Source organism: Pseudomonas sp. F(2018), assembly GCF_005508865.1.
Classification (GTDB): domain Bacteria; phylum Pseudomonadota; class Gammaproteobacteria; order Pseudomonadales; family Pseudomonadaceae; genus Aquipseudomonas.
In genome coordinates this window covers 608,226-620,738 of sequence record NZ_SCOM01000001.1, presented here as the reverse complement: position 1 = coordinate 620,738, position 12,513 = coordinate 608,226, and the positions used below count along the sequence as shown (strand labels likewise).

Genomic DNA, 12,513 nt, shown 5'->3' with positions numbered 1-12,513 from the left:
TTTAGCGGCTGTTGAGCTGCTGCTGCAGGTTCTGCACCTGGGCCTGCAGGCCATTGATGTTGCGGGTGACCTGGGCGCGGAAGGCATCGAACTCGGCGGTGTTGTTGCTCGGCGCCGGACGGTTCTCCAGCTCGCTGCGCAGCACCAGCAGGTCCTGCTCCAGGCTGCGCACGACCTGGCTCTGATCGCCCCTCTTCTTCAGCGCCTCGATGTCGGCGGCCTGGCCCTTGAGCTGATCCTGCAGCTTGCCGACCCCGGCCAGGCCACTCTTCTGCTCGCTGGCCAGCTTGTCCAGCTTGCCATCGAACTGGGCAGTCGAGCTCTGCTGGGTCTTCAGGTCGGCGGCCAGCTGGTCGATACGCTTGCCCTGCCCGCTCTGCTGGCCGGCCACGTTCTGCTGCTGCTTGCTCAGCTCGGCCAGCTTGGTCTCCAGCTGCTTGACCCGCAGCTTGAGGGCCTCGCTGTCGCTGGTGACGCTGGATTCGGTGGCCACCACCTTGCCGGAGATGTCCTGGATACGCCCGGCGGCCTCCTCGCTGATGCGAGCGAAGGCGTCCTGGGTCGCCACTATCGACTCCTGCATGTGCAGCACCTGCTGGTAGCTCCACCAGCTCAGGCCACCCAGGGCGATGACCAGCGCGCCGATCAGCGCCCACAGCGGCCCGGTGCCGAAACCACGGCGCCGTTCCACCTGCGGGTAGCTGGGCGCGTTGCTGCGGGACGCATGGCTCTGGGCGGGCGCCTGGTAGCCGAGCTGATAGTCGTCACGGTCGCGCGGGTCGGTGGTCAGGCTGGGCACGTGGTCCAGTTCGTCGTGGGCGTCGTTGCGCATAGAAACCTTCAGAAATACGGAAAGGCAAAACGGATGGCGGCCAGTATACCCGGTTCGCTGGCTCGCCTTCAGCGGGCGCCAGACCAGTGCAACCTGCACCAGCGTCGGGCAGCCGGCCGCCTATGGACCTGTGAAGGCCCGCACAGTTCGCCGCTCCGGCGTTCTGGTATGCGCCTTGCTTTGGCCTGAACCTGAGTCTTCGCGCCGAGCAACCGATACGAGGGAGCCGTCATGGAACTGAACAAAGCCGTTCTCGATTGCATGCAGTCGCTGCGCCGCCGTCTGCGCGAGGAGTTGTCCGTGGACATCCGCCTGAGCCAGCCGGATGCGGTCGAGGCCATGCTCCTCGCCTGCCTGCGCTCGAGCGATCAGGACACCCGCAGGCTGGGCATCCGCCTGGCCGAGCTGAGCGACAGCGCCGCGACAGCCCCCGCACCAGCCCATCCGGCGCGCCAGTATCGCGGCCACGAGCTGCCGGAACAGCCGAGCGCGCCCCAGGACATCGACGCCGAACAGCGCGGCCACTCGGTGCGCATGTACCGCGGCCAGCGCGTCTACGCCTGAGCCGCGCGCGGAAAGTGACTGGACGAGCCGAGCCGGACGGGCAATAGTCTGCTCACGCGTCTCGTCACGGAGAACCGCATGACCGCTCGCCCCGCCTGGCTGACCTGTGTGGAATCCGACCCGCCCGCGCTGCTGCGGGCGGCCCTGTACATCGCCGCCGAGCATGAGCCGACGCTGCAGCCGGAGCAGGTGCTGCGCGAATTCGCCAACCTGCGCCAGCAGGTAGCCGCCGGCCTGCCCAACCTGGCCGGCCCGGACCTGGCCCAGCCGCTGCTGCGGCGCTTGGGCGAGCTGGACTTCCACGAAGACGATGACCTGCCGCTGCGCCCGCGCGCCGCGCTGCTGCATCAGGTGCTGCAACGCCGCCGTGGCCAGCCGCTGTCGCTGGCGCTGATTGCCCTGGAACTGGCCCAGCGCCTGGATATTCCGCTGCAGGCGGTGAATTTCCCCGGCCACCTGCTGCTGCGCGTGCCAGGCGCCGACCACCTGCTCGATCCCTGCAACGGCCGCCGCCTGTATACCCGCGACTGCCGCGAACTGCTGGCCCGTGTCGCCGGGCCCAACGCCGAGCTGGGCGCCACTCATTTCCAGGTGTGTGACGGGCGCGCCTTGTTGCTGCGCCTGTCGCGCAACCTCTGCCACCTGCACGGCGCCGCTGGCGACCACATGGCCGCGCTCAAGGACGCCGAGCGCATCATCCTGCTGGCGCCGCCGAACAGCAGCGACCATCTGCTGCGCGCCGCCATCTACCACGAGCTGGACTGCCCACAGGCCGAGCGCTTCGACCTGGAGCGCGCCCTGCTGCTGTGCGACGACGAGCACGATCGGGTGCGCCTAGCCCAGCGCCTCGACGAACTGGGTCGCATGGGGCGCACGCCGGCGCTGCACTAGGCCGCTCGACGCGCGTAGTACAGCGCACCAATATCTGTCTCGCTCAGAACTCGCCGTGGCGACCGGCGCCCTCGCTGAAACGCCGCGCGCCGGCACGGGTCTCGCCGCTCTCCACCACCGCCATGCCGCCGCGGAACTCGGCACGCAGGGCCTCGTCCAGCGGCAGCTGCCACTGGCCGTAGGCGCTGGCGCGGTCGGCCAGCATGCAGCGCTGCGGGAAGCCGGCGATCTCCAGCGCCAGTGTCTCGGCCACGGCCCGCGCCTGTCCCGGCTGCGTCAGCCGGTTGACCAGGCCCATCTGCAGCGCCTCCTCGGCATGCACCGCACGCCCGGTGAGGATCAGGTCCAGGGCCCTGCCCTGGCCGATGATGCGCGGCAGGCGCACGGTGCCGCCGTCGATCAGCGGCACGCCGAAGCGCCGGCAGAACACGCCGAGCACCGCGTCCGTCGCCATCACCCGCAAGTCTGCCAGCAGCGCCAGCTCCAGGCCGCCGGCCACGGCATGGCCCTCAATGGCGGCGATCAGCGGCTTGCTCAGCTGCATGCGACTGGGTCCCATGGGGCTATCGCCCTCGACCTGCAGCCGATTGCTGCGCTCGCCGCCTTCGGCCACCGCACCCAGGTCGGCGCCGGCGCAGAAGGTACTACCGCTGCCGGTGAGCACCGCCAACCGCGCCGAGTCATCCGCCTCGAACGCCCGCAGGGCCGCGGCCAGGGCATCCGCCGTGGGCCGGTCCACGGCGTTGCGCACCTGGGGGCGATCCAGGATGAGGATGGTGACCGGGCCGTTGTGTTCGACGATCAGGCTCATGGCGGGCTCCAGAAGGCGGAAACGAAAAAGGCCGGCATCGCTGCCGGCCTTCAACTTAACTCCGCGCCGCCGGGAAAACAGCCCGCTGGCCGATTCCCCCGTGTCGCTGGCGGATCAGCCCGCGTGCTTCTGCAGGTTGGCCATCATCTCGCGCAGGGCAGTGACGTTGTCGTCCGGGTGCGCCGCGCCTTCGAAGTCGCCAATCTGCTTCCAGCTGTCGGCCACGTCTTCCGGGCTGAAGCCGGTCTTCGGATCGAAGCCGGCACCCAGGCTGCGCTCCCAGCGCACCTTGCCCATCCAGCCACCGCCGACTTCGTAGAGGCCGCCGGTGTCCTGGCACTGGTTGCTGCCCAGGTACACCACCAGCGGGCTGACCAGTTCCGGTTTGAGCTGCTCGAACACCTGCGGCGGGATCAGGCCCTCGGTCATGCGCGTGCCGCCGGTGGGGGCGATGGCGTTGACCAGCACGTTGTTCTTGCGGCCCTCGATGGCCAGGGTACGGGTCAGGCCGTACAGGCCCAGCTTGGCCATGCCGTAGTTGGACTGGCCGAAGTTGCCGTAGATGCCGGAGGTGGACGCGGTGAAGATCACGCGGCCGTACTGCTGCTCGCGCAGGTGTTCCCAGGCGGCGCGGGTGACCTTGTAGGCGCCCTCGACGTGGACCTTGTAGACCAGGTCCCAGTCGGCGTCTTCCATCTTGTGGAACGACTTGTCGCGCAGGATGCCGGCGTTGTTCACCACCACGTCGATGCGGCCGAAGCTGTCCAGCGCGCACTGCACGATCTTGCCGCCATCGGTCACCGAATCATGGTTGGCCACGGCCTCGCCACCGGCGGCGCGGATCTCGGCCACCACCTTGTCCGCCGCCGAGGCGTTGGCGCCTTCGCCGTGGGTGCTGCCACCCAGATCGTTGACCACCACCTTGGCGCCATGCTTGGCGAACAGCAGCGCGTGGGCGCGGCCCAGACCGCCGCCGGCACCGGTGACTATGACCACTTGATCTTGGAAACGGATGGCTTCGCTCATGAGGGCTCCTCGGCAGTCTGCGAAACCCCGAGTTTCAGGCAGATACCGCTCGCCCCACAAGGCGCGCGGCCTGCCTGAATGACGGCCGATAATGCGACCTTATGCGTGGTTACTGACCACCACCGGCCGCGCCGCCACCAGCAGCGCCGCCGCCAGTACTGCCGCCGCCAGTCGAACCACCAGTAGCTCCACCACCGGTGCTGCCGCCCGAAGTGCCGCCACCGGTGGTTCCGCCGCCAGTGGTGCCGCCCGTGCTGCTGCCGGTACCGGTGCCAGTCCCGGTGCCGCCGCCAGTAGTACCGGGCGCGGTGCTGCCCGAGCCGCTACCAGTACCCATACCCGTGCCGGTGCCGGTGCCGGTGCCATTACCGATTCCGCTACCGCTGTCAGTACCGGTCCCGGTACCGGTTCCACTGTCGTTACCCAGACCGGTGCCATTGCCAGTGCCGGGACCGTTCATGCCGGGGGCATCGTTGCCCAGGCCACTGTCGTTGCTGACGCCATTGTCGGTGCCGGTCGGCGAGCCGGGGGTAAAGGTGCCGGTATCGCTGCCATTGGGCGAATTATTGCCCGGCACCTCCGCCGGCGTGGGCGAAGTCGAGCCGGGTACGGTCGGGCCGGTGGAATCGGTTTCGGCCAGGGCAGGCAGGGACAGGCCGGTCAGCATGGCGCTGAACAGCAACGCGGAAAGCGGTTTCTTGTTCATGGGTATCACCTCGAAGATGGAGTGCATACCCTGAAAACGACTGCGCCGCCTGCGCCGATGTTCGAGTCGTTGGATCAACGGTCGTCAGGCGAGACGGCGCTTGCAGGCCTCTGGAAGGCCAGAAATCAGGCCGGCTTGATCAGGCTCAGGTGGTTGTACAAGTGCATCACGTGAGCCTGGGCGTATTCCGCATGGTCGAGGGCGCCATAGGCGAAGTGCGGCTTGAGCTCGCCCTGGTGCGCGGCGAAACGCTCGAAGGCCAGCTGCAGGCGCTGCAGCGCCAGTTCCTGGCTGGCCGGCTCGGCCAGCGGGGCGGCGCCGGGGATCGCCTCGGTCAGCGGATGGCGCATGGCACCGCGGGCGCTGAACACGGCGAAGGCGGCCGGGCCGACGCTGTGGCGGAACCAGGCCGGCTTCAGCTCCGGGTAGCCGTCCAGCGAATACTCGATGCTCTGCGCGCAGTGGTTGAACACCTCGGTCGGGGTCCAGCCCTGGATGCTGGTCAGCGCCTGGCCCTTGAGGCCGGCCAGCACCTGGCGCGCGCCGTCCAGGCTCAATGCCGCCGGTGCGGCGCCGCTGGGCAATGCCCAGAACCCGGCGCCCAGCGCCACGGCACCGCCCACGGCGGCGCCTTTCAACAGAGTGCGTCTTTGCATACCTGCGCCTCCCAGCGTTCACGGAATTCCAGATAGTGAGCGAGCACCTCTGCGGGTGCCTCGGTTTGCGGATAGTGGCCTATGGCTTCCAGCAAAACCGTGTCCGGGTTGGCGATCAGCTCGCGATAGCGCGCCACCATGTGCGCCCCGGAGATCGGGTCGAGCGCGCCGTCGATCACCCGCAGCGGCACCGCCGTCTCCTGCATCGCCGCGACCCAGCGCTCGCGATTGACGCGGCGATCGAGGATGTAGCGGATCAGCCGGTGCATCACCGCCGGGCCGTCGTTGTGCGCGATCAGCTCCCAGAAGGCGTCCAGCTCGCTGTCGCTGGGCGGCGTCTGTGGGCCGAACACCTTGGTCAGATTAGCCTTCAGCTTGCTGCGCGAGAACAGCCTGCCGAGCAGCGGCCCGAGCGGGCTGAGCAGCAACTTCTGGGTTAGCACCGGGCGGTGGGTCTCGGGGAACAAACCGCCATTGAGGAACACACAACTGGCCAGTTGCAGGCGGCCTTCCTGATGACGGGCGATCAGCTCCTGGGCCACGCTGTCGCCGTAGTCATGGGCCAGCACATGCACCGGCCCGCCAATGCCCAGATGGGCCAGCAGCGCCTGCTGCAGGTCGGCCTGCTCCAGCAGGCTGTAGACATGCTCGCGCGGCTTGGCCGAGTAGCCGAAGCCGAGCATGTCGCAGGCGATCACCCGGTACTTGGCCGCCAGCGGCTGCCACAGGTAGTGCCAGTCCCAGCTGGCGGTGGGGAAGCCGTGGATCAGCAGCAGCGGCTCGCCCTCGCCCGCCGTCCAGTAGCGAATGGCCTGGCCGTTGAAACTGAAGCCGCGACTGCGCGAACGCCAGTCGTCCAGGCCGATGCCCGGCAAGGTACTCACTCGGCGTAGCCCGGCATCTGCGCATCGAGCTTGCGCAGCAGCGCCGGCCAGGGCAACGCGCCGCCCATCCCCGTGGGGCTCTTCATCACGCCGGCGATCATCGCGCGGGCGCCATCGAGAATCTGCTGCGGAATATGGATCAGCTCCGTGCCGCCGCTCTGCGCCATGACCTGGATCTCGCAGGCGCGCTGCAGGGTGAACATGCCGAGGAAGGCGTCGGCGATGCTGCCGAAGGCGGTGAGCAGGCCATGGTTGGGCAGGATCATGAAGTTCTTGTCGCCCAGGTCGTGCTGCAGGCGGCTCTTCTCGTCGTGGTTCAGCGCCACCCCCTCGTAGCCGTGGTAGGCCAAGCTCGCCAGCACGAACAAGGATTGTTGCGACAGCGGCAGCAGGCCCTGCTTCTGCGCGGAAACGGCGATGCCGGCGGCGGTGTGGATGTGCAGCACGCAGGCCACGTCGTGGCGCACCTCGTGCACGGCGCTGTGGATGGTGTAGCCGGCCGGGTTGATGTCGTAGGGGCTGTCCATCAGCTTCTTGCCGGCCAGGTCGATCTTCACCAGGCTCGACGCGGTGATCTCGTGGAACATCAGGCCGTAGGGGTTGATCAGGAACTCTTCGCTGCCCGGGATCTTCGCCGAGATATGGGTGAAGATCAGGTCGTCCCAGCCATACAGGGCGATCAGGCGGTAGCAGGCGGCCAGGTCGACGCGGGTCTGCCATTCGGCAGCGGAAACCTGACTCTTCACATCGGGGAGATTGAGCGGAGCGTTCACGGCGGGTACCTCGGCATTTGTCGTTGTGCCGAGGAGTCTAGCGAGCGACGGGCCACCCACCAGTCGCCTTGCAGGCCAGCCTAGTGGCCGAGCGGGTCAAAGCAGCTCGGGATAGTCGCCCGCCAGGCGCGGCCAGAGCGCCAAGGCCGCCGCATCATCGGCCAGCAGGCGAAAGCCGTCGAAGCGAAACTCCGGCGCCACCGTGCAGCCCACCAGGGTGAAATCGCCCAGGCTGCGCGCGGCCTGCCAGGCCAGCGCCGGCACCACCCGCTGCGGCAGCTGGTCGACCGCCACCGGGCCGAGCCGCTCGCTGCGCACCCGGTCCGGCGTCTGCGCGACCAGCAGCTCCAGCGGCGCGCCCTCGTGGTAATGCCACAGCTCGTCCGCGTCGACCCGATGCCAGCGACTGATCACACCGCCCGGCAGCAGAAACAGGATGGCGCTGGACGCGGCGCGACCATCGGCATCCCGCAACGCAGAGGTGAACAGGCGCCGGTAGTAGCCGCCCTCGGGATGCGCGGCCAGCTGCAGCTCGCGGATCAGCTCGACGGCGCGCGGGTGCATCAGCCTTTCAGCACCTGGGCGAGTTCGGCCAGCCAGGGCATGGCGTCCTCTTCCGGCGTCACCGACTCGCTGGAATCCAGGCGCAGCATCGGCTGTACCTCGCGCATGCCCAGCTCCAGCAGCAGTTCGCGCATCTGCTCGCCACCGCCGCAGAACACGTCGTAGCTGGAGTCGCCCAGGGCGATCACCGCGCCGGCCAGGCCGCTCCAGGCCGGGAAACGGTCACGGATGGCGTAGTAGAGGTTCTGGATATTGCCGGGCAACTCGCCCATGCCGGTGGTGGACGTGACCACCAGGATCGCCTCGGGAGCGAAGGCCAGCACCTCATCCAGCGCCACGCCGGGCTTGTGCCAGGCCTCGAAACCGGCACCTTCCAGCACCTGGACGGCGCGACGGGCGACTTCTTCGGCGGCCCCGTAGACCGAACCGGACAAAATGGCGACTTTCATGCAGCACTCCGCAGATTCCAGAAAAAACGCCGCGCATTATGCCGCATGTCGCCTGCCGGGGAACTCACCCGGCGTGCAGCCGTCCCACCCCATGTGTTCGTCCGCCTCCAGAAGGCGCATTTCTTGCTTGCAGTATCTGGCGAGCAGCCCTCGGAGGGGCCCCCCATGTCCGACCAACCTACCCTGTCCAGCGAAGAGCTGAACTTCATCAGGGAAGTCTTCAACAGCCAATTGATTGGCAAGCCTTTGCCCATTCCTGCCTTCAAGGTGGACGGCGGACCCCAGGCCAACGCCCTGCTCGCCCGCCTGGGCAGCCACGCCAGGCTCAGCCTGGAGGCGCAGATGGATGGTTGCCGGATGACTTTTCCGCTGCAGATGGTGGAAGACGAACTGCACGGCCTGCAGCTGGAAATGGGCGCGCCAAGCATCTTCGAGGACGGTGCAGTCCGTCGCCCGTGGCGCCTGGAACTTGACGAACCACTGGCCCTGCGCGACGTCGGCGGTGCCGAAAGCGGCCTGCTGGTCTATGAATTGGCGCCCACCAGCCTGGTGCTGGGCTCGCCCATGCGCGAGCCGCCGGAGAAATTCAGCCTGTGGCTACCGCTGCCGGGGCAGGAAAGCCTGCCGATCAAGGGCCAGCGCATTCGCCGCATCGGCCGTCATCGCGCCGCCTATGGCCTGCAGGTGCATCACGGCGAACATGCCGAGCGCATCCGCCAGTACATCTTCGAGCAGTATCGCCAACGGCATCCGCAATTGCAGATCGCCGGCTGAGCGTCATAGATCGCTGCCACTCTTTAGATGCAGGCACATAGACCGAACCAATCGTCTTGATGCCTTCATTCAATTTAGCGATTACGGATACTGCGGTTAGTATGCGCAGCATCAAGTTACCAACCCCCAACAGGAGTTCTCTCAATGTCCCTGATCAACACCCAGGTTCAACCCTTCAAGACCACCGCTTTCCACAACGGCGAGTTCGTCGAAGTCACCGAGCAGAGCCTGAAAGGCAAGTGGTCCGTCCTGATCTTCATGCCGGCTGCCTTCACTTTCAACTGCCCGACCGAGATCGAAGACGCCGCCAACAACTACGCCGAGTTCCAGAAGGCCGGTGCCGAGGTGTACATCGTCACCACCGACACCCACTTCTCGCACAAGGTGTGGCACGAGACTTCCCCGGCCGTTGGCAAAGCCAAGTTCCCGCTGATCGGTGACCCGACCCACCAGCTGACCAACGCTTTCGGCGTGCACATCGCCGAGGAAGGCCTGGCTCTGCGCGGCACCTTCGTGATCAACCCGGACGGCGTGATCAAAACCCTGGAAATCCACTCCAACGAAATCGCTCGCGACGTCTCCGAGACCCTGCGCAAGCTGAAAGCCGCTCAGTACACCGCCGCTAACCCGGGTCAGGTTTGCCCGGCCAAGTGGAAAGAAGGCGAGAAGACCCTGGCTCCGTCGCTGGACCTGGTCGGCAAGATCTAAGTATCTGCCCCGGGGCCTTCCTGGCCCCAACCGTCTTGCGCTTTGCGGGCTGAGATCCAGCCCTCCAAGTGCCCGAACGCCCGGGCGCGATCCGCCCGGGCGTTTGTTTGTCCGAAATTCGTAATAGGAACCCCGTCATGTTGGATGCCACTCTTAAAACCCAGTTGCAGGCCTACCTCGAGAAGGTCACCCAGCCGTTCGAGATCGTCGCGTCCCTCGATGACGGCGAGAAGTCCCAGGAACTGCTCGGACTGCTCAAGGACATCGTCGGCCTGACCGACAAGATCACCCTCAAGACCGATGGCAGCGATGCGCGCCGTCCGTCCTTCGCCCTGGTTCGCCCGGGCGCCGATATCGGCGTGGCTTTCGCCGGTATCCCCATGGGCCACGAGTTCACCTCGCTGGTGCTGGCCCTGCTGCAGGTCGGCGGTCATCCGTCAAAACTGGACGCCGAGACCATCGCCCAGATCCAGGCCATCGAAGGCAAGTTCGAGTTCGAGACCTACTTCTCGCTGTCCTGCCAGAACTGCCCGGACGTGGTCCAGGCGCTGAACCTGATGGCCGTGCTCAACCCCAACATCCGCAACGTCTCCATCGACGGCGCGCTGTTCCAGGAAGAGGTCGAGCGCCGCCAGGTCATGGCCGTGCCGAGCATCTACCTGAACGGTGAGGTGTTCGCCTCCGGCCGCATGGAAGTGAAGGAAATCCTCGCCAAGATCGACACCAAGGCCGGTAGCCGCGATGCCGAGAAGATGAGCGCCAAGGAGGCCTTCGACGTACTGGTCATCGGTGGTGGCCCGGCCGGTGCCGCGGCAGCCATCTACGCCGCGCGCAAGGGCATCCGCACCGGCGTCGCCGCCGAGCGCTTCGGTGGTCAGGTGCTGGACACCATGGCCATCGAGAACTTCATCTCGGTCAAGGAAACCGAAGGGCCGAAGCTGGTCCGCGCCCTGGAAGAGCACGTCAGGGAATACGAAGTCGACATCATGAACCTGCAGCGCGCCAGCGCCCTGGTGCCGGCCAGCAGCGAAGGCGGTCTGCATGAAGTGCAGTTCGACAATGGCGCTTCGCTCAAGGCCAAGACCGTGATCCTCTCCACCGGCGCGCGCTGGCGCGAGATGGGCGTGCCCGGTGAACAGGAATACAAGGCCAAGGGCGTGTGCTTCTGCCCGCACTGCGACGGTCCGCTGTTCAAGGGCAAGCGCGTGGCGGTGATCGGCGGCGGCAACTCCGGCGTGGAAGCGGCCATCGACCTGGCCGGCCTGGTCGCCCACGTGACCCTGCTGGAATTCGCCGACACCCTGCGTGCCGACGCCGTGTTGCAGAAGAAGCTGTACAGCCTGCCCAACGTCACCGTGATCAAGAGCGCGCAGACCACCGAGGTCAAGGGCGACGGGCAGAAGGTCACCGGCCTGGTCTACAAGGACCGCACCAGCGACGCCGTACATACCGTCGAGCTGGAAGGCATCTTCGTGCAGATCGGCCTGCTGCCCAACAGCGACTGGCTGAAGGGCACCGTGGAGCTGAGCCGCTTCGGCGAGATCATCGTCGATGCCAAGGGTGCCACCAACATCCCCGGCGTGTTCGCCGCCGGCGACGTGACCACCGTGCCGTACAAGCAGATCGTCATCGCCATGGGCGAGGGTTCCAAGGCTTCGCTGAGCGCCTTCGACCACCTGATCCGCACGAGCTGATCGCTACGCCGCAAAGACAAAGGGCCCTTCGGGGCCCTTTTTCATGGCCGCGGCAACGGGCAAACTAGCGCCCTACTCCGCACCCGGCTCGACCATGAATCCCGAAGACCTCCTCCTGCTGGTCACCCGCACCATGCCCTTCGGCAAGTACCAGGGCCGGCTGATCGCCGACCTGCCGGGCAACTACCTCAACTGGTTCGCCCGCGAGGGCTTTCCCAAGGGCGAGATCGGCCGCCTGCTGGCGCTGATGCAGGAGATCGACCACAACGGCCTCAAGCCGCTGCTGGAGCCGCTGCGCCAGGGCAAACGCTGATGCCCCGGCATTTGCGCCGGCTATAAGCGCCGCGTCCGCCGGCCGCCTCGTTTAGGGTACGGGCTCGTCCCATCACCCTCGAGGAATCGCCATGCATCCCTATTTCAGCCTGCAGGGCCGCACCGCCCTGGTCACCGGCGGCAGCCGCGGCATCGGCCGGATGATCGCCCAGGGCCTGCTCGAAGCCGGCGCCCGGGTGTTCATCTGCGCCCGCGATGGCGCCGCCTGTATCCAGGCTGCCGAGGAGCTGTCGGTGCATGGCGAGTGCATCGGCCTGGCCGCCGACCTCTCCGGCGAGGAAGGTGCCCGCGCCCTGGCCGAGGAGCTGAGCGGCCGCATCGGGCAGCTCGATATCCTGGTCAACAACGCCGGCACCACCTGGGGCGCGCCGCTGGAGAGCTACCCGGTGAAAGGCTGGGAAAAGGTCATGCAGCTCAACGTCACCGCCGTGTTCAGCTGCATCCAGCAACTGCTGCCGCTGCTGCGCAAGGCCGGCAACGCCCAGAGCCCGGCGCGGGTGATCAACATCGGCTCGGTGGCCGGCATCAGCTCGTTCGGCGAGCAGGCCTACGCCTACGGCCCGAGCAAGGCGGCGCTGCACCAGCTGTCGCGCATCCTGGCCAAGGAGCTGGTGAGCGAGCACATCAACGTCAACGTGATCGCCCCCGGGCGCTTCCCGAGCAAGATGACCAAGCACATCGCCGGCGACGAGGCGGCCATGGCCGAGGACGTGGCGCATATCCCGATGCAGCGCTGGGGCCGCGAGGAGGAGATGGCCGCCCTGGCCATCAGCCTGTGCAGCGCAGCCGGTGCCTACATGACCGGCACCATCATCCCCATCGACGGCGGCTTCAGCCTCTAGCGCTGC

The 12,513-nt window shown here is 67.1% G+C and carries 16 protein-coding genes; 7 read left to right on the top strand and 9 right to left on the bottom strand.

Features of this window, described 5'->3' with window-relative positions; translation table 11 throughout:
* Window position 1 precedes the first annotated feature (1 nt).
* Window positions 2-832 carry an ATPase gene (locus FFS62_RS02980; RefSeq protein ID WP_137971319.1) on the bottom strand — a complete coding sequence of 277 codons (831 nt, stop codon included), beginning with the start codon at window positions 830-832 and terminating at the stop codon, window positions 2-4.
* Between the two features lie 231 nt (window positions 833-1,063).
* Between FFS62_RS02980 and FFS62_RS02975 the strand changes: the two genes are divergently transcribed.
* Complete coding sequence (locus FFS62_RS02975; protein WP_137971318.1) at window positions 1,064-1,396, top strand: hypothetical protein; 333 nt, start codon at window positions 1,064-1,066, stop codon at window positions 1,394-1,396.
* Window positions 1,397-1,474: 78 nt separating this feature from the next.
* Window positions 1,475-2,287, top strand: a complete 813-nt coding sequence (locus tag FFS62_RS02970) for a SirB1 family protein (protein ID WP_137971317.1) — start codon at window positions 1,475-1,477, stop codon at window positions 2,285-2,287.
* Between the two features lie 43 nt (window positions 2,288-2,330).
* Here FFS62_RS02970 and FFS62_RS02965 read toward each other — a convergent pair whose 3' ends face one another.
* From FFS62_RS02965 to FFS62_RS02930, 8 genes are all read right to left on the bottom strand, one after another.
* Complete coding sequence (locus tag FFS62_RS02965; protein ID WP_137971316.1) at window positions 2,331-3,098, bottom strand: crotonase/enoyl-CoA hydratase family protein; 768 nt, start codon at window positions 3,096-3,098, stop codon at window positions 2,331-2,333.
* Window positions 3,099-3,212: 114 nt separating this feature from the next.
* Window positions 3,213-4,124 (bottom strand): SDR family oxidoreductase, encoded by a 912-nt coding sequence (locus tag FFS62_RS02960; RefSeq protein WP_137971315.1) that lies wholly within the window; start codon window positions 4,122-4,124, stop codon window positions 3,213-3,215.
* Window positions 4,125-4,233: 109 nt separating this feature from the next.
* Window positions 4,234-4,830, bottom strand: a complete 597-nt coding sequence (locus tag FFS62_RS02955; protein ID WP_137971314.1) for a hypothetical protein — start codon at window positions 4,828-4,830, stop codon at window positions 4,234-4,236.
* A 125-nt stretch (window positions 4,831-4,955) separates the two neighbouring features.
* Window positions 4,956-5,486: a DUF1569 domain-containing protein gene (locus tag FFS62_RS02950; protein ID WP_137971313.1), complete on the bottom strand. Its 531-nt coding sequence runs from the start codon at window positions 5,484-5,486 to the stop codon at window positions 4,956-4,958.
* Window positions 5,465-6,370, bottom strand: coding sequence for an alpha/beta fold hydrolase (locus FFS62_RS02945; RefSeq protein ID WP_137971312.1), 906 nt, complete (start codon window positions 6,368-6,370; stop codon window positions 5,465-5,467). The genes FFS62_RS02950 and FFS62_RS02945 overlap by 22 nt, the downstream gene beginning before the upstream one ends.
* A complete protein-coding gene (locus FFS62_RS02940) occupies window positions 6,367-7,143 on the bottom strand; it encodes a class II aldolase/adducin family protein (protein ID WP_137971311.1) in 777 nt (258 codons plus the stop codon). Before FFS62_RS02940 ends, FFS62_RS02945 begins: the two co-directional genes overlap by 4 nt.
* A 96-nt stretch (window positions 7,144-7,239) precedes the next feature.
* Window positions 7,240-7,707, bottom strand: coding sequence for a cupin domain-containing protein (locus tag FFS62_RS02935; protein ID WP_137971310.1), 468 nt, complete (start codon window positions 7,705-7,707; stop codon window positions 7,240-7,242).
* Window positions 7,707-8,156: a flavodoxin gene (locus FFS62_RS02930; protein ID WP_137971309.1), complete on the bottom strand. Its 450-nt coding sequence runs from the start codon at window positions 8,154-8,156 to the stop codon at window positions 7,707-7,709. Before FFS62_RS02930 ends, FFS62_RS02935 begins: the two co-directional genes overlap by 1 nt.
* 165 nt (window positions 8,157-8,321) lie before the next feature.
* Between FFS62_RS02930 and FFS62_RS02925 the strand changes: the two genes are divergently transcribed.
* From FFS62_RS02925 to FFS62_RS02905, 5 genes are all read left to right on the top strand, one after another.
* Complete coding sequence (locus FFS62_RS02925; protein ID WP_137971308.1) at window positions 8,322-8,930, top strand: PilZ domain-containing protein; 609 nt, start codon at window positions 8,322-8,324, stop codon at window positions 8,928-8,930.
* A 144-nt stretch (window positions 8,931-9,074) separates the two neighbouring features.
* Window positions 9,075-9,638, top strand: coding sequence for an alkyl hydroperoxide reductase subunit C (gene ahpC / locus FFS62_RS02920; protein WP_137971307.1), 564 nt, complete (start codon window positions 9,075-9,077; stop codon window positions 9,636-9,638).
* Window positions 9,639-9,775: 137 nt separating this feature from the next.
* On the top strand, window positions 9,776-11,332 hold the full coding sequence (gene ahpF, locus FFS62_RS02915) for an alkyl hydroperoxide reductase subunit F (protein ID WP_137971306.1): 1,557 nt from the start codon (window positions 9,776-9,778) through the stop codon (window positions 11,330-11,332).
* Window positions 11,333-11,426: 94 nt separating this feature from the next.
* Complete coding sequence (locus FFS62_RS02910; protein ID WP_137971305.1) at window positions 11,427-11,645, top strand: DUF3820 family protein; 219 nt, start codon at window positions 11,427-11,429, stop codon at window positions 11,643-11,645.
* Between the two features lie 91 nt (window positions 11,646-11,736).
* Window positions 11,737-12,507 (top strand): SDR family oxidoreductase, encoded by a 771-nt coding sequence (locus tag FFS62_RS02905; RefSeq protein WP_137971304.1) that lies wholly within the window; start codon window positions 11,737-11,739, stop codon window positions 12,505-12,507.
* Window positions 12,508-12,513: the final 6 nt, after the last annotated feature.

Coding starts and splice junctions, on each gene's coding strand:
- FFS62_RS02980 (WP_137971319.1), bottom strand. CDS start 832: ATGCGCAACGACGCCCACGACGAACTGGACCACGTGCCCAGCCTGACC.
- FFS62_RS02975 (WP_137971318.1), top strand. CDS start 1,064: ATGGAACTGAACAAAGCCGTTCTCGATTGCATGCAGTCGCTGCGCCGC.
- FFS62_RS02970 (WP_137971317.1), top strand. CDS start 1,475: ATGACCGCTCGCCCCGCCTGGCTGACCTGTGTGGAATCCGACCCGCCC.
- FFS62_RS02965 (WP_137971316.1), bottom strand. CDS start 3,098: ATGAGCCTGATCGTCGAACACAACGGCCCGGTCACCATCCTCATCCTG.
- FFS62_RS02960 (WP_137971315.1), bottom strand. CDS start 4,124: ATGAGCGAAGCCATCCGTTTCCAAGATCAAGTGGTCATAGTCACCGGT.
- FFS62_RS02955 (WP_137971314.1), bottom strand. CDS start 4,830: ATGAACAAGAAACCGCTTTCCGCGTTGCTGTTCAGCGCCATGCTGACC.
- FFS62_RS02950 (WP_137971313.1), bottom strand. CDS start 5,486: ATGCAAAGACGCACTCTGTTGAAAGGCGCCGCCGTGGGCGGTGCCGTG.
- FFS62_RS02935 (WP_137971310.1), bottom strand. CDS start 7,707: ATGCACCCGCGCGCCGTCGAGCTGATCCGCGAGCTGCAGCTGGCCGCG.
- FFS62_RS02930 (WP_137971309.1), bottom strand. CDS start 8,156: ATGAAAGTCGCCATTTTGTCCGGTTCGGTCTACGGGGCCGCCGAAGAA.
- FFS62_RS02925 (WP_137971308.1), top strand. CDS start 8,322: ATGTCCGACCAACCTACCCTGTCCAGCGAAGAGCTGAACTTCATCAGG.
- ahpC (WP_137971307.1), top strand. CDS start 9,075: ATGTCCCTGATCAACACCCAGGTTCAACCCTTCAAGACCACCGCTTTC.
- ahpF (WP_137971306.1), top strand. CDS start 9,776: ATGTTGGATGCCACTCTTAAAACCCAGTTGCAGGCCTACCTCGAGAAG.
- FFS62_RS02910 (WP_137971305.1), top strand. CDS start 11,427: ATGAATCCCGAAGACCTCCTCCTGCTGGTCACCCGCACCATGCCCTTC.
- FFS62_RS02905 (WP_137971304.1), top strand. CDS start 11,737: ATGCATCCCTATTTCAGCCTGCAGGGCCGCACCGCCCTGGTCACCGGC.